Origin of the sequence: Paenibacillus sp. Root52, from assembly GCF_001426865.1 — a bacterium.
In the GTDB taxonomy this organism is placed as follows: Bacteria; Bacillota; Bacilli; order Paenibacillales; family Paenibacillaceae; genus Paenibacillus.
Genome location: NZ_LMFO01000023.1, coordinates 561,857 through 577,366, shown reverse-complemented (window position 1 = coordinate 577,366; position 15,510 = coordinate 561,857). Strand labels below are relative to the sequence as shown.

The window sequence follows — 15,510 nt, the reverse complement described above, 5'->3', positions numbered from 1 at the left end:
AGAAGGTTGTTTTATTATATATGAGCAGCGTAACATTGCTTGATTTTTTTCCAAATTCAGGTTTATACAACTCGAATTGGGTTAATTATCTTTTAAATCTTCGACAGAATTGATGTCCATGTAAGTTGGAACGACAAGTCCTTGTTTCACGCCTGTCATGCTTACAGCGATATCATCGATTTTGTCTCCGTACGAATCCCAATAGTCTCCATGAGTAAGTGGAAGCCAAACGGCTGGAGATGCATCGATATCACCTGCTGCTAAGCCTGCCCACATTGGACCTGCTTCGACTTGCAGTGCTTGCACGTTGTAACCTAGATCCGTCTCAAGGATGTATTTCATTAGATTCGTACTTGCAATCTCAGAGTCCCATGCAACATAACCTAGACGTAGCGTATCACCATTAACAGGTGTAAGCCCTGTGATCCATTCCTCAATTTGGTCTGGATGTTTCTCAGCATAAGTCTTGGCAGCTTCTTCAGGGGAAATACCTTTTTGAATGTCGACCATGATTTCACTCATTTCGTCGGCAGTCCAATTAAAGCGAGAGAAGAATTCGTAAGCCACAGGATGATCTTCTTTTATTCCTTTACGACCAACGGTGTGAACTTCCTCTGCATCCCCAAAGATTTTGTCGGGGTCGTCCAGATACTTTAGATCATACTGATTGAACATCCAGTGAGGAGTCCAACCAGTAACGATGATCGGTTCTTGATTTTTATAGGCTTTGTCCAGAGATGCAGTCATTGCCGCTCCAGAGCCTTCGATTAGATTCCAGTTCGTTAAACCATAATTCTCAATGGCATTTGCTGTAGCTTTCATCAGACCTGCACCTGGGTCAATCCCAACGATTTGGTGATTCACATCGTTGCCTACATTCGTACTTGCTGTTGGAGCAGCAGCAGAAGAAGCGCCAGTTTCCAGATCTTCAATGGAATTAACATCTGTCATATAACTAGGAACCACAAGACCAGTACGTACACCCGTCATGTTAGCACCAAGATCGTCAATTTGATCTTTGTACCGATCCCAATAGTCCGCATGTGTCAGTGGCAACCATGCTGCCGGAGAGGCATCTACGTCACCAGAAGCAACACCCGTCCACATTGGACCTGCTTCAACTTGAAGGGCATTAACTTTGTAACCAAGTTTTGTTTCCATCACATATTTTAGCAAGTTTGTACTCGCGATTTCGGAATCCCAAGCAACATAGCTGAGCTTGAAAGCATCGCCATTTACCGGTGTTAGACCTTTAGTCCATTCATCGATCTGATCAGTATGCTTCTCAGCATAAGCTTTAGCAGCTTCTTCCGGTGATGTACCATCTTGGATGGCAATCATCATTTCACCCATATCATCCGATGTCCAATTGAAGCGGGACAAGAATTCGAAAGCGACAGGATGATCTTCTTTCAATCCTTTACGAGCAATGGTATGAATTTCTTCAGCGTCCCCGAAGGATTTTTTGGGATCTTCCAAATATTTAAGATCATATTTGTTGAACATCCAGTGCGGAGTCCAACCTGTAATGATAATAGGTTCTTCATTTTTGATGGCTTTATCCAGTGTAGCAGTCATTGCTGCACCAGAGCCTTCGATGAGCGTCCAATCTGTTAGATTGTAATCCTCAATCGCTTTTGAGGTTGATTTCATAATACCAGCACCTGGATCGATACCAATAATTTGATAATTCACTTCATCACCTACAGCATTAGCAGCTCCATTGTTTCCGCCAGCGGAAGTTGTACCGCCTACGAAATACTGTGAGAAGCCAGCTACGAGCACCACGAGTGTCGCTGCTGCAGTAATCCAAGCTTTTTGTTTCGATGTAACGCGTGATGTTCTCTTGCGACCTGGCATGAACAGATTCTGTGTGAATCGGTCAAGCACAATAGCGAGTACGACAACAGCGAGACCTGCTTCGAAACCTTTACCAATTTGCAGTTGAGTAACCGCACGATATACTTCGGCACCAATACCTTGTGCACCAATCATGGACGCGATAACGACCATAGAGAGGGACAACATGATGGTCTGGTTAATACCGGACATCACTGTAGGTAAGGCGAGAGGAAGTTGTACTTTGAACAATTTCTGTGCAGAAGTCGAACCAAATGCATCGGCTGCTTCAACAAGTTCGCCCGATACCTGATTGATCCCGAGGTGAGTCAGACGAATCGTTGGCGGAATCGCAAAAATAACAGATGCGATAACACCTGGTACAACACCCAGGCTAAAGAAGGTAACCGCAGGCAGCAAGTAGACGAATGCAGGCATTGTCTGCATGAAGTCAAGTAGCGGTGTAATAATTCGTGCCGCTGTTTTGCTGTATGCCAGCCAGATACCAATCGGTACACCAAGTAGGATGGAGATTAACCCTGAAGTGATAACGAGACCGAGTGTATCCATCGATTGAGACCAGTACCCGAGGTTATCTACGAGCAGGAATCCGATAACTGTAAATAGGGTCAGTGGGAGTCGTCCCACAATAAACGCAAGAACACCTAATATCGCAATGAACAGGAGTGGGTGGGGTAACATAAATAACCCTGAGAAAAATCCGACCACTTCCTGAATAACAACAGAAATAACTTTAAACAATCCAGAGAGCGAGGAGCTCATCCAGTCAACAATGGATTCAATCCACGATGCTAGTGGTATTTTGGGAATCATTCACAAGTTCCTCCTTTACTGCAACTTCACCGCTAAGAGCACCCAGCAGGGCACCGCGGACGATAACACCTTGCAGACGACCATTCTCACCAACAACAGCAAGTGGCACATGGGCAGAACTTGTAATCTCGAACAACTCATGAATCAACGTTTCAGGTGGCACGGTTGGCCCATCCGTAATCAGGATGTCGTTCAATGTCTTACTATCACGCATTGCACGAGAAGCATCTTCAGCCGTAATAACACCTAGCAATTTCTTCGAACGGTCAATGACAAACAGGTTGGAAATACCACGTTCGCGCATTAATTCGAGGGCAACACGAGGACCACGATCTAGTGTAATCGTTTCAGGGCGACGCATAACGTGAGAGGCGGTAAGGACTTTGGACAAGTCCACGTCTTCGACGAAGCGGGCCACATAGGAGTTGGCCGGTTGAATCATAATTTCTTCCGGTGTACCGATCTGCACGACGGCTCCATCTTTCATAAGAGCAATACGATCGCCGATGCGCAGCGCTTCGTCCAAGTCATGGGTAATGAAAATAATCGTCTTTTTCATTTTATCCTGAAGCTCAATCAGTTCATCCTGCATATCACGGCGAATCAGTGGATCGAGGGCGCTGAAGGCTTCATCCATCAACAGCACTTCTGGATCATTGGCAAGCGCACGAGCAAGACCTACACGCTGTTGCATACCACCACTGAGCTCATCCGGCATTTTGTCTTCCCAGCCTTTTAGGCCAACCAGCTCAAGCGACGTTTTTGCTTTTTCACGTCGAACTTCTTTGTCCACTTTTTGGACTTCGAGTCCATACTCCACATTATCGAGAACGGTACGGTGCGGGAACAATGCAAATTTTTGAAAAACCATGCTGATTGTTTTCCGACGTACTTCGCGCAATTGTTCTTTGTTCATCTTACGTAAATCTTTGCCATGAACCAGAATTTCTCCAGATGTTGGTTCGATTAATCGATTAAACATACGAACCAGTGTGGATTTACCACTACCGGACAAGCCCATGATAACGAAAATCTCGCCTTCTTTGATCTCCATGTTGACCCGATTGACACCAACCGTTATCTGTTTTTCTTTGGCCAACTTTTCTTTACCCCAACCTTGCTCTAACAATTGTAATCCTTGCTCGGTTTGGGGGCCAAACAGTTTACTTACATTCTTCACTTCAAGTATGGTCATGTTTTCACCCCTTCTGATGTGTTGTGCACTTCGAACGGCTTACAGCATCCACAAGCCCATACACTTGTGCGCCCAGCCACGAAATCCGGTAATCGTTGCTTCGCTTCCCGTCTTTCTGGGTAACGTTTTTTATTCTAACAATACTTAACCAGTATATCAACCGAATAAACAGTACATAATGTTTGTACAGTAAAAACTGTACAAAGTTTTCCTGTCATATGCTCCGTCTATCTCCTTATTCTGGCTAATTAGAAACCTTTACTTTTCAGAATGCTTTTTCTAAAATAGAAAATGGGTTGAATTGAAGTTAATTTTTTGGTTAAAAGAGAGTCATAGGCAAATGTATCTTGGCAGAGTTACCATTTTAATACATTGGGTGATCAGAGCCCTCTGGCGTATAGGATGTCCGGCCGGATGCTTTCCCATGTAAGCAGGACTTTGTAAGGGTGCAATTATTTTTGCCAAGACTGGTAATGTTCAGAATGGAGGTTGCAAGCATGGGCTTGGACCATTTACAAGAAGAGCAGCAGGAAACAGTTCTCAGAATCCGTAAACGCGTCATTGAAGCGATTGGACGTAATATGGATCTATACGGCGTGACGCTGTCCACGGGACACTTATACGGTTTACTTTTTTTTGCGGACAAACCAATGACCCTTGACGATATGGGACGGGAAATGGAAATGAGCAAAACAAGCATGAGTACCGGCGTACGCACCCTGCTGGATCTGAAAATGGTGAATAAGGTATGGAGTAAGGGCTCTCGTAAAGATCTATATGAAGTAGAGTATGACTGGCACCAAACGTTTACAGACTATTTCGTAATTAAATGGAGAAAAGCGGTGGAGAGCAATCTACAGACCCTGCGCAAATCCATTGAAGAACTAAATCGTTTAATTCGAGACTTGGATGAACAAGCTGACGCGGAGCTACTTCATATCCTCATGGAGGACAAGAAGAAGATGCTGCAAGCGGAGGCATATTACAAATGGCTTGATCGATTAATTGATACAATGGAAGATGAAGAAATATACAAGCTTGTCCCTCGGGAAGAAGTTCAAGAACAGTCCTGATCCTGAAAAAAGATGATCAACACAAAAAGGCGTTCTCCACACTGGAGGACGCTTTTTCTGCGATTATAATGTAAAAAACCTGCCCTTAGGCTCTTATAGCGTCCAAGCTGTTTGAGAAAATGCAGCATACTGCTGGGCAATCTGCTCTAATTCATTCATGATCTGAATCTGTCCACGAGGTGTCCAGCATATCTCAAACCAATGATGAATGTCATGGACATTACCATCAAGTACAGCAGGTGAGCGGTTCCAGCCTGCCGTTTGCTTCATTCGTCGCAACACTTTTTCACTGGCAGCAAGGGTGGGCACACGTTGAATTAACAGATGGTCTGTATCCAGTAATGGGGTACTCTCTGCTAAGAACTCACTTTGTGGTTGATGGGGAGGGACAAGTTGTGCAGGTTGCAGCCCCAGCTCACCATATAACAATTCTGGCAGTGGATGATTAAACGTCCCCTGTATGCGAACGAGTTGTGATGTCACTTGAACAAGCGTAATACGTTCATTAGCAAAATAAGTCTGCAGACGCTTGCTCGTCTCCAAGATTCGGAAGGCTAGCTCCTTGATATGAGATAACGCTTGTTTTTCCCTTCCAACCAGTTCACCTATTCGAAGATAACTTTTGCGCCAGTCTGCCACTTTGTTCAAGACCACAGTGGGTGCAATGCTTTTGAGTGTATCCACATAGGGCTCATGGTACCAATCTGCGATGATTAAGTCAGGCTTAGCTCTGCGAAGTTTATCTAATTGAGTAGTGAACTGGAGATGGGATTCTTTTCCAGCGACTTCTCTGTCATTCCATGCATTAACTGTGGTAACCGGCTCAAGACCTAGGGAAGACAGGTGTTCAGACAGGGCAAGGACCGATGCGGTGGCAACTTTTAATTGATTTTGCTTCATATATAAACTAGGGGAAATACCCACAGTTTGTTTGAATTTGCGATTGAAATAATATTCGTTGCCATAACCGACGGATTCTGCGATTTCTTTAATAGAACAATCATTTTGTTTTAATTGTGATTTGGCTTTGCAGATCCGAAGTCCGTTCAGATAATCGGTGGGGGACATGCCCTTTGCTTTTTTGAAGCTTCGAGAATATGAGCTGGGTGTAAGGTGGGCAATTTTGGCGAGTTGATCCATGCTAATCCCGTCTCCCATGAAGCGGTGCATATATCGGATACTACGCTCGAGTGCCGGATCAACTCTTTCTTGATTCGCTTCTAGCCGGTGCTCTGAGACGTACTGGAGCAATTCATGGAGCTGGCTATGTATGCTAACAAAATGATCTTGTGTCACACCGCGATATGCATCGTACAGTTGTTTAAAGCGTGCCACGATCTGCTGTTCCTGACGGACAAGTATTCTCCCTGTATGCCAATGCAGCGGAAGCCCAGGAACAGATGTCATTTTCCATTCACCTTGGATTTGCTGCACAATGACCGTGCTCATGCTCACCAGAATAAATTCCGTTATATTGGACGAAGAGGTGGCCTCGACGTGAGTACCTTCTTCTAAGACAAACAGTTGATTGGCTGTAGCCGAATAGAGTTCATCATTAAGGGACAGAAGACCTTCACCTTGTAAAACAAGGCACAGCATTGGACGGGACACCGCTCTGCTATTCACACGGAAATTCTCCCCACGGCGAACCCGGCACATGGAAGAGAGCAACGGCAGAGATGAAGTTTCAACATTGAAAGAAAGCTGTTCAGTCATACCGACCATCCTTTTTGGTTCATTTTCTTAATGATAACAATTATCATTCTCATATGGAAGTTTTTTTTGAAAATGAATAACGTATAAACAAAAAAATACCCCGAACCTTAGTAGGTTCAGGGTATTTGTCATGCAGTAGAATGCTGCTTATTTTGATGTAACCAAGCGGATATCGTCAAGGTATACGTCACTAAGCGCTTTTTTGCCAGTGCCGTTGGCATTTACGTGGTACAACCGATAGAGGTCATCTGCGTTGATGTAGAACACGCCTGGCACGTTGTTTCTGAATAGGAAGGTATCCCATTCTTCGCCAGTAAGCTTGGTTACCTTGAAAGCTGTTGTAACAGAGTAGAGACCGTTGTTGCCTGAGATGTACACCGTGGTTGGTGTGCTGTTCGTATACTGATTAGACGCATACGTTACATTGTTCAGGTTTAGGGTAGTCGATTTGGACACCTTGTTGCTAGCAAACGTTTTGCCGTAAGCTTTTTTGTCTGCGTCAATGATGATTACTTTATCTGTTCCTAGAGCAGTGACTTCTCGCACACTCTTGCTGTGAACCTGGAAGGTCTTGCCCGCAGAAGTCAGAGCAAAGGCTTTGCCTGTTGAATAGTTGTAATCTTTGTTGCTATCAAGCACGATGCCTTTGTTATAAACGTAAAGGTTATTTCCCCAGCCACCGGAGTACACAGCGTTCACATCAAGCTTAGACTTGGGATTAACAGCTGTACCCTTGCCGGTATTGTAGTTTACTTTGTACAGAACCATCGCATTGGTTGAATAGTAATCCTCGTAGGGATCTGTATTGAGCATCACTTGTAACTCATTTTTGGCTTCATTCACTAGGTAACGACTCTCTACAGCACCAGATGCAATCCGTTGCACAGCTCCGCTTCCATTAGAAGCTTTGGAGACAAACCATGTGTTGCCATTAACGAGACCGTTGTAGTATATGCGACCTTTATTGACCGAGAACATCGGGAATTCTGTATCTGCTTTATCGGCAATCTTTGTAGCGGAAGATGCAGCGCTATTTCCATTTGCTCGATAGATCTGTCCGGTTGTATCTAGATAATAAATGAATCCGTTATCGGTGTAGTAGTCAAGTACACCTGTTGCATATGTCTCTGCGGCATCACTTGATCCATCATTCGGGACTCTAAGCAGAGTAGTAGAATTATTGGAAGGCAGGTAGTAGAGATAAGAGCCTGCTTCGACCGGATCGGTACCTTCATAATCAATCAATACTTCTGTCGTTTCGCTGCCGTCCCCAGTCACCTTGTAGAGAACGCCATCCGAATCATAATACACGCTAGACTGACTAAGCGTTGCAGCTTGTACCTCAGCCCCACCAACGAGTGTTGCGCCGCCCACCAGTGCGCAGATCAGCAATGCTCCCATGGAGCGCTGCATTTTGGCCAACCATTTGTTCATAATGAAATCGTCACCCTTCTTCATGTTATATATGTATAGACCTTTAAATTATATCGGTAAACAAGGTAAAAAATGTTACAGCTCCCAACTCCAACAGAACTAAAAATGAAATTGAATTTCATTAAAATTTCTTCTCGGAGTCCTTCTGTGCATGGTGGTGCCAATTCGGTTCTTAAGCATTCTCGGAACGAATCAAGCATGATAACATTCGTGTATCCTAGAGCAGAAGGAGTCATGATAAAATGCTAAATATCGCCATCATTGGATTCGGCAATGCTGTTGTCAATTATCACCTGCCTTATCTGGAGAGAACAAAAGACATCAAGGTGAAGAAGATCTATCGGCGTGAGGAAGATCGCATAGGTGATACAGAAAGAGAAGCGTATTATCCCGATATTACATTTACTATAGATTTCGATGACGTACTTCAAGATACGGAGATTGAATTAATTGTTGTAGCAACACATGTGGACAGTCATGTTGATTATGCGAAGCAAGCCCTAGAGCATGGAAAACACGTATTGGTAGAAAAACCGTTTGCTGCAACGTCAGCAGAAGCGAAGGACATTTTCGAGCTTGCTAAGCGCAAAAATCTAATCGCTATGGCGAATCAGAATCGCAGGTTTGATGGGGATTTCTTAACCTTGAGTAAGGTAATCGAGAGTGGAAAACTGGGCAAAATCCATGAAATCCAGTCTCACTATGATTATTTCAAGCCATCTTGGATCAAACCTGGGTTTGGGTTAATGCATGGCTTGGCTGTGCATACCATTGATCAGATGGTTTCCCTATTTGGCGTAGCGGATCGAATTGATTACGATGTCCGAAGCTTGGTATATCCGGGTCAGTCGGATGATTATATCGACATTGATTTTCGCTATGGCTTGACCAAAGTAACGATTAAATGCAGTTTGCTAGTCAAGATTGCACATCCCAAGTTTGTCGTCCATGGCGACCGTGGTAGTTTCATTAAATATAGCAGTGGTCATCAAACCAAAAATGGAGAAGGGCCAACACAGGTATCCTTTGATCAAGAGTCTGAAGAGAATTGGGGTACACTGACTTATGTAGATGATGAGGGAGAATCCCATACGGAGAAGGTACCTTCTGAGATCACAGATTATGGGCTGCTGTATGAGAGACTAGTGAGGGCGATCCGGCATCAAGGTGAACAACCCGTTAAGAATGAAGAAGTACAGTATGTACTCGATATATTACAAGATGGGGTCGAGGCTGCGAAGCAAGCCCAATAATATAAATGAACTTAACCATATAGATCTAGTAGGAGTCGCTAATACTGCCCATATATAGGATATCAAAAAGATAGAGAACAGAGACCATGGTGGACATCTTGGATAGACGTAACTGTTCATAATATCCATGGGTAAGAAGCGTTTCCGTGCACTGTCTGGACAGTGTTGAATGATTGTTGCTAGTGACTGCGATGACCTTCATGGACTTCTGACTAAGAATTGTGGCTGAATCAATCATAGACAGATTCTCTCCCGTATGTGATATGACAAATGAGAGCGTCGTCTGACTGGGAGTCATGGTGTTCAAATAATGCAAATTAGGGCTATTGTGAGCAATGGCAGATATGCCGAGTTCATTCCACTTGGTACAGGCTTGTTGGGCTAGATAATAGTTCATGTCGTTACCGTAGATATCAATTCGATGTGATTCTCTGACCCAATCTATAATTCGTTGCAGAACAGTGGGGTTCAACAGACGGCGAGTCTCATTCAGTGCTTGTTCGTAGAGATAAGGAACGGATTCAATTGCTGCGAGTACATTACCTTGTTCTGCAATCAGCTGATCCTCAGAGCGGAATGGGGTAGAACTAGGCTGATATTCCAGCGCAAGTTTGAGTTGAAAGTCTGGGTACCCTTGGGTACCCAGTTTTTTGCATAAACGAACAATGGTCGAAGAGCTTGTATAGGTTAATTGAGCAAGTTCATGTGCGGTTGAATGAAAAACAATGTGGGGATTGTTTAGAATAAAGTCTACAATATGCTTTTCTTGTGTCGTTAATTTCTCTGCATATTTCAATTTTTGAAGTAGCTGGGATTCCATTCTATCCTCTATGCCTCCTACTAGCATTCTAGGTACATCTCTTCATATCATAACCCTTGAGTTTTGTTTTCTCAATGATCATCGAAGGGACGCCCTCCGCATCATAATAATCTAAATCTGACTCTCCGCTAATTGCTGGCGACTGTTCCAGAGTGTAACAAGACGGAGCAGGATGAAGCAGACCAGTAGAAGAATTGCACCAATGAGAAGTAACATGAAAGGACGGATTAGCAGCATGCCACTTGCCTGACCAGCAATGAGAGCAAGTAGTGGAATAACGACGAGACCACCAAGCTGATATGCTTCCTGAAATCCACGTACTTTGGCTGAGATGAGTACATTGAACAGGATGACCATCAGACTGCATGAAGGCACAACCCAGAGAACTAGGATGATCCAGTTCAGATTAGGAAACATCATTTGTCCGAACATCGGGTACATCAGAATATTCGCAATGATGCCATAGATGATGAATGTAACCCAAGATAGAAGCACAGAAGGGATGAAGGCGGCAAGCACTTTTCCTTTGAACAAGGTATCCATGCTGATGGGTATGAATAATAATCCCTCCAATGTCTTGCGCTCTTTCTCACCAGCGAAGCTGTTCGCCGTTAATATGCTGGATGCCATCACTGGAATGATGAGGAACAAAGGAGCGAACATGTACAAGGCAAGGTAATAGACAATTCGATGATTATCCGTAGGCATGGAAGCAAGCTGAGGGATTTGCCCTGAACGCGTGAGTGCATCTAGAGAATCAAGCATAAATTCAAGATTACCTATAGTGCGTAGTTCTGTTCTTGAGGCTACCCATAGGAGGGCGGCAGGCATAATAATACCAATCAGAAGTGGAACAATGATCATAGGAAGCCAGAGCTGCACACTGGCAGTAATAGCTCGAATATCTTTGCGAACAAGTGCACGAATGGCATGGCGTTTATTCATGGTGGTGTGCCTCCCTAATGGCAAAATAAATACGCTCCAGATCACTGTTAACAATGCGAGCTTGATACACTTCCCCGTGCGCAGTCAACTGTCTTAACAAGGTTGGAATATCTTCACGGGATTGAAGCTGGAAGACAGCTCGCTGCGCGGATATAACCTCAGGGCTATAACCTTCGACCCGATTCCATCCCTCTGGCAGAACAGCTTCTACTTCGATCTGCGGCGCCGTCTGGTAACGGCTAATAATCTCATGCTCAGTGCCCTCCTCCACTTTGCAGCCATTCTGCATAAATACATAATGGTCACACACGGCTGAGAGCTGTGATAATACGTGAGATGACACGAGAATCGTCAGGTGTTCCTCCTTGTTAAGACGACGGATCATCCGAAGAACCATCTGAATTCCATCTGGATCTAGCCCGTTTGTGGGTTCATCCAGAAACAGAACGGATGGACGGTGTAGCAATACCCGTGCTAGCCCTAATCTTTTTTTCATACCTGTACTGTAGGTACCGACTTTACGATGTTGATAATCTTGAAGCTCCAATAAATCCACAAGTTCGTTTATTCTTCCATCACGCTGCGGAATACCAAAAGCATCTGCAAAGAAAGCCAGGTTGTCACGCCCACTCATATTGTCATACAGCCCGCTCTGTTCCGTCAGTGTGCCGCACATGGCAAGAACCTTCTCTGTCTCCACGAACGGATCAAGTCCATGGATTCGAACCTGTCCGCCGGAAGCGCCAAGAACACCATTCATGATGCGAATCAGAGTGGTTTTACCTGAGCCGTTAGGGCCAATCAAACCTGTGATACTGCCTTCTGTAAGGGTAAAGCTAACATCGTTTAATGCTTGATGATCCTTGAACTGTTTAGAGATATTACGAACATTAATCATATGTATTCACCGTCTTTCATACTGATCAGAGCTTCGTTAGCAATGATTCATCATGCACTTAGCTCGATCCATGTTTGGTAATGATACGAGTAGCTTAACCAGATCGTTCAATCCTTTTCAAAAATAGTTTTGATGAGTGTTCAAAAGCACGCTTCTGCTTGATTTTTTACATGAATTTGTACCTTTTTCTATCTTTAGTCCCAAGTGATCAACATAGTTATGAACCTAAAGTCTATTGAATTCGGGTCCCAGGTTTGTTTTCATCCGTTCTTCTACCTAGTATCCTGAATATAAGGTGACTGAATTCGTTTCAGCGCTAATGCCATTGTGGTAATGATAGGATAGACCCCCAATGATCCATATAAAAATGAATTATTCGTCTAACGCCGGTCTTGGTGAACAAGGCCGGCTTGACGCGTGGTTTTAACCTATTGGATCTAACCTATCGTTGCTGAAACAATCTATTAATATGTATACATATTTAATTCGTCTAACAGATCAAATGCCATATAGACTATGGAGTTATGGTGTGATTGGACTTTAAGGAAGGTGAACGAATATGACAGCATCTAATGAGTATCGTTTTCAGGTTAACCTGAGCGGTATGATCCAGATTTTATCGAACCATTTGTACAGCAGCCCTAAAGTGTTTTTACGTGAACTCATGCAAAATGCGACAGATGCGATTACAGGACGCGCGGAAGTAGAACCGGGATTCATGGGGAATGTCCGAGTGGAGCTTACGGGCAGCGGTGAACAGTTAACGATGATGGTAGAGGATAATGGTATCGGATTAACTGAAGCGGATATCCATGAGTTTCTGGCGATGATTGGTCAATCATCTAAGCGGGATCCACAGGCACTTTTGCAAGGAGAGACCTCATTTATTGGCCGGTTTGGGATCGGTCTATTATCCTGCTTCATGGTGAGCAATGAAATTGTTATGCTGACACAGTCTGTGAAGGGTGGACCATCGATGGAGTGGCGTGGGAAGCCAGATGGTACGTATACGATTCGACAGTTGGATACGCAATTATCTCCAGGAACCAAAGTGTATTTGCGCTCGACACCCGAAGCAGCACATTATTTTGAAAAGGAATATGTACAGCAGGCGTTGTTCTATTACGGAGCATTACTACCTTACCCAGTTACGCTACACAGTGAAGGTGTACAGAGCATCGTGAATGCTGAATCGCCTGATTGGCTAATTGCGCCTGAACGTGCAAGAGGGCGGAAATCCGAAGTGTTGGCCTTTGGTGAGCGATTGTTAGGTGAGAAATTTCAAGATTTTATCCCGCTGACAACAGCCTCAGGGCGCACAGGGGGGATTGCCTACGTGTTGCCCCATGCTGTGAATTTGAACGTCAAGCGTTCACACCGGGTATATCTGAAGCGCATGCTCGTATCGGAGAAGGCAGAGAATATTTTGCCAGAGTGGGCATTCTTCGTGAAATGTCTGATCTGGACAGATGAGCTTCAGCCAACGGCATCACGGGAGCATTTTTATGAAAATGAGAAGTTGGAAGAAGTGCGCTCTGAATTAGGAGATGCGCTTCGTCAAGGACTAGCTGATATGGCTGAGACTCAGACAGAACGATTACAGAAGATTATTCGTTTACATGCGTTGTCTATGAAGGCTCTGGCTGTGGAGGATTTGGAGTTCTACCGCATGATTCACCGCTGGTTGCCGTTCGATAGTACCCGAGGTCACCGGGAGTTAGGAGAACTTCTGGAGGAGCAGGAGACACTCTATTTCACCACAACGGTAGATGAGTATCGTCAGATTCATCACGTTGCTTCTGCCCAATCCATGCTGGTCATTAATGGCGGTTATATATATGACAGTTCACTGATGGAGAGCCTGCCTATGGTGGCAGAGAACGTGAATACCGAACGGATTGAGCCAGATGAAGTGTCGATGAGCTTTACCGATGTCCCGCCAGATGAACGCAATCGTTATTATGATGCCTTGCGTCTTGCCGATTCAGCCTTACAGCGTTTTCGCTGCCGAGCAGAAGTAAAAGGGTTCAAACCAACCGACCTGCCGGTACTTTTCACACTCTCACAGGAATCGTCAACGCTACGTGCACTAGAGAAAGCAAGTGAAGAGACTACGGATTTATTTTCATCCGTACTTGGCTCCTTATCTTCTGGCTTTGGAGCGGCAGGATATTCGACGTTATATCTGAATGTAAATAATCCCGTAATACAGCGGGTCTTAACGTCACCAGACCCTCAGATGACACCGATTGCCATTGAAATGTTGTACGTGAATGCCTTGATGATGGGTCATTACCCGATGAACCGCCAAGAGCTTGAAGTAATGAATCAAGGCATTGTTCGTTTCATAGATTGGGGTCTGCAGGCGAATAGGAAACCACAGGAGGGAAATGAATGAGAACGGAGATGGATTTTGAAGACTTAATGGAAGAGGCTTATGGACTCCCGAACGGGCCTGCCAAACTGGGGATGTTAGAAGAAGCGGCTAGAATAGCTGATCTGAGTGGTATGGAGGAGGAGGCGTACGAAGCTCGTTCCGAAATTGTTGAGGTGGCTTCCTTCTGTGGCTATCCGATGAAAGCCCTGATTGCATTCTCCTGGCAGTTAGGGAAATTCGATCAGCAGCCGGAGTTATATGACGAAGAAACACTGATGTGGTCATATAAATGGATTCTGGGGAAAATGACGATCTTCCCTGAAATTTCACGTGATAAAATTATGGAGCTTCTCGAGGACTTCGGACGTCGTTTCCAATCCTTTGGATATAGTGATCGTTCGTACTGGTACTATCGCTTCCGTGTCTATATGGATCTTGGTGAATTGGATGAAGCTAGCGCGAGCTATGCCAAGTTCATAGACCTGGAACGTGACTATATGAGTGATTGCGAGGCGTGTGAGCAGGATGAGATTATGCGCTACTGGGACAGAATGGGTGATGATGAGAAGGTGCTGCAGACAGCGAAGCCGATCTTGAAGGGTCGCATGAGCTGTGCCGAGATTCCACACTTGACCTTGTCCGAGGTTCTTATGCCATTATATCGATTGGGTAAGATCAAAGAGGCGCATGTTCACCAGAAAAACGGTTATCGACTGATTAAGGGACAGAATGATTTCGTGCAAAGTTTCGGCGAACAGATGGAATTCTTGACGTTAACTGATCCTGCGAAGGGCATTGATATACTGGAGGAAAGCCTTGTACTGGCGATGGATCATGAAGATCCTTTTGCCAAAATGATCTACTATGCTCATGCCGCTTCGCTATTACGGCGCTGGGCAGAAGAGTCACCTGGCTATCGCCTGCGCCTACCCGCATCGTTTCCGTATGACGGAGATCCAGGGGATCTGATTAAGCTTGCAGATTATTTCGGAGATTACGCCAAATCGATGGCAGAACAATTTGATCAACGGAATGGCAATCGCCACGTTTCATCGTTGATAGAGAAGCGTTAAACATAAACATATCGTAGAACAGGTTTAATGTTCTAATCATTCCTGTTCGAAAT

The 15,510-nt window shown here is 44.6% G+C and carries 11 protein-coding genes; 4 read left to right on the top strand and 7 right to left on the bottom strand.

The genetic code is table 11. The features are described 5' to 3' along the window. Positions 1-81: 81 nt before the first annotated feature. Both ASD24_RS20465 and ASD24_RS20460 read right to left on the bottom strand, forming a co-directional pair. On the bottom strand, positions 82-2,673 hold the full coding sequence (locus tag ASD24_RS20465; protein WP_056699705.1) for a glycine betaine ABC transporter substrate-binding protein: 2,592 nt from the start codon (positions 2,671-2,673) through the stop codon (positions 82-84). Beyond that, positions 2,639-3,868 carry a quaternary amine ABC transporter ATP-binding protein gene (locus ASD24_RS20460; protein WP_056699700.1) on the bottom strand — a complete coding sequence of 410 codons (1,230 nt, stop codon included), beginning with the start codon at positions 3,866-3,868 and terminating at the stop codon, positions 2,639-2,641. Before ASD24_RS20460 ends, ASD24_RS20465 begins: the two co-directional genes overlap by 35 nt. Before the next feature lie 497 nt (positions 3,869-4,365). Here ASD24_RS20460 and ASD24_RS20455 point away from each other — a divergent pair, with 497 nt between their 5' ends. After that, a complete protein-coding gene (locus ASD24_RS20455; protein ID WP_056699698.1) occupies positions 4,366-4,941 on the top strand; it encodes a GbsR/MarR family transcriptional regulator in 576 nt (191 codons plus the stop codon). Between the two features lie 93 nt (positions 4,942-5,034). Here ASD24_RS20455 and ASD24_RS20450 read toward each other — a convergent pair whose 3' ends face one another. Next, complete coding sequence (locus ASD24_RS20450) at positions 5,035-6,657, bottom strand: AraC family transcriptional regulator (RefSeq protein WP_056699694.1); 1,623 nt, start codon at positions 6,655-6,657, stop codon at positions 5,035-5,037. A gap of 147 nt (positions 6,658-6,804) precedes the next feature. Next, positions 6,805-8,091, bottom strand: a complete 1,287-nt coding sequence (locus ASD24_RS20445) for a hypothetical protein (RefSeq protein ID WP_056699690.1) — start codon at positions 8,089-8,091, stop codon at positions 6,805-6,807. A 242-nt stretch (positions 8,092-8,333) separates the two neighbouring features. Here ASD24_RS20445 and ASD24_RS20440 point away from each other — a divergent pair, with 242 nt between their 5' ends. Next, complete coding sequence (locus ASD24_RS20440) at positions 8,334-9,344, top strand: Gfo/Idh/MocA family oxidoreductase (RefSeq protein WP_056699687.1); 1,011 nt, start codon at positions 8,334-8,336, stop codon at positions 9,342-9,344. Between the two features lie 25 nt (positions 9,345-9,369). Here ASD24_RS20440 and ASD24_RS20435 read toward each other — a convergent pair whose 3' ends face one another. From ASD24_RS20435 to ASD24_RS20425, 3 genes are all read right to left on the bottom strand, one after another. Then, positions 9,370-10,164: a MurR/RpiR family transcriptional regulator gene (locus tag ASD24_RS20435; protein ID WP_235540708.1), complete on the bottom strand. Its 795-nt coding sequence runs from the start codon at positions 10,162-10,164 to the stop codon at positions 9,370-9,372. 111 nt (positions 10,165-10,275) lie between these two features. Next, positions 10,276-11,109 (bottom strand): ABC transporter permease, encoded by an 834-nt coding sequence (locus ASD24_RS20430; RefSeq protein WP_056699683.1) that lies wholly within the window; start codon positions 11,107-11,109, stop codon positions 10,276-10,278. Further along, on the bottom strand, positions 11,102-12,007 hold the full coding sequence (locus ASD24_RS20425; protein ID WP_056699681.1) for an ABC transporter ATP-binding protein: 906 nt from the start codon (positions 12,005-12,007) through the stop codon (positions 11,102-11,104). The genes ASD24_RS20430 and ASD24_RS20425 overlap by 8 nt, the downstream gene beginning before the upstream one ends. Positions 12,008-12,566: 559 nt before the next feature. Here ASD24_RS20425 and ASD24_RS20420 point away from each other — a divergent pair. Together ASD24_RS20420 and ASD24_RS20415 are read left to right on the top strand one after the other, a co-directional pair. Beyond that, positions 12,567-14,405: an HSP90 family protein gene (locus tag ASD24_RS20420; protein WP_056699679.1), complete on the top strand. Its 1,839-nt coding sequence runs from the start codon at positions 12,567-12,569 to the stop codon at positions 14,403-14,405. After that, positions 14,402-15,457: a hypothetical protein gene (locus tag ASD24_RS20415; protein ID WP_056699674.1), complete on the top strand. Its 1,056-nt coding sequence runs from the start codon at positions 14,402-14,404 to the stop codon at positions 15,455-15,457. Before ASD24_RS20420 ends, ASD24_RS20415 begins: the two co-directional genes overlap by 4 nt. The last annotated feature ends 53 nt before the right edge of the window (positions 15,458-15,510 follow it).

What these genes read in the sequence shown, in the direction of transcription:
- ASD24_RS20465 (WP_056699705.1), bottom strand. Translation starts at nt 2,673, where the DNA reads ATGATTCCCAAAATACCACTAGCATCGTGGATTGAATCCATTGTTGAC.
- ASD24_RS20415 (WP_056699674.1), top strand. Translation starts at nt 14,402, where the DNA reads ATGAGAACGGAGATGGATTTTGAAGACTTAATGGAAGAGGCTTATGGA.
- ASD24_RS20430 (WP_056699683.1), bottom strand. Translation starts at nt 11,109, where the DNA reads ATGAATAAACGCCATGCCATTCGTGCACTTGTTCGCAAAGATATTCGA.
- ASD24_RS20440 (WP_056699687.1), top strand. Translation starts at nt 8,334, where the DNA reads ATGCTAAATATCGCCATCATTGGATTCGGCAATGCTGTTGTCAATTAT.
- ASD24_RS20455 (WP_056699698.1), top strand. Translation starts at nt 4,366, where the DNA reads ATGGGCTTGGACCATTTACAAGAAGAGCAGCAGGAAACAGTTCTCAGA.
- ASD24_RS20420 (WP_056699679.1), top strand. Translation starts at nt 12,567, where the DNA reads ATGACAGCATCTAATGAGTATCGTTTTCAGGTTAACCTGAGCGGTATG.
- ASD24_RS20435 (WP_235540708.1), bottom strand. Translation starts at nt 10,164, where the DNA reads ATGGAATCCCAGCTACTTCAAAAATTGAAATATGCAGAGAAATTAACG.
- ASD24_RS20425 (WP_056699681.1), bottom strand. Translation starts at nt 12,007, where the DNA reads ATGATTAATGTTCGTAATATCTCTAAACAGTTCAAGGATCATCAAGCA.
- ASD24_RS20450 (WP_056699694.1), bottom strand. Translation starts at nt 6,657, where the DNA reads ATGACTGAACAGCTTTCTTTCAATGTTGAAACTTCATCTCTGCCGTTG.
- ASD24_RS20460 (WP_056699700.1), bottom strand. Translation starts at nt 3,868, where the DNA reads ATGACCATACTTGAAGTGAAGAATGTAAGTAAACTGTTTGGCCCCCAA.
- ASD24_RS20445 (WP_056699690.1), bottom strand. Translation starts at nt 8,091, where the DNA reads ATGAACAAATGGTTGGCCAAAATGCAGCGCTCCATGGGAGCATTGCTG.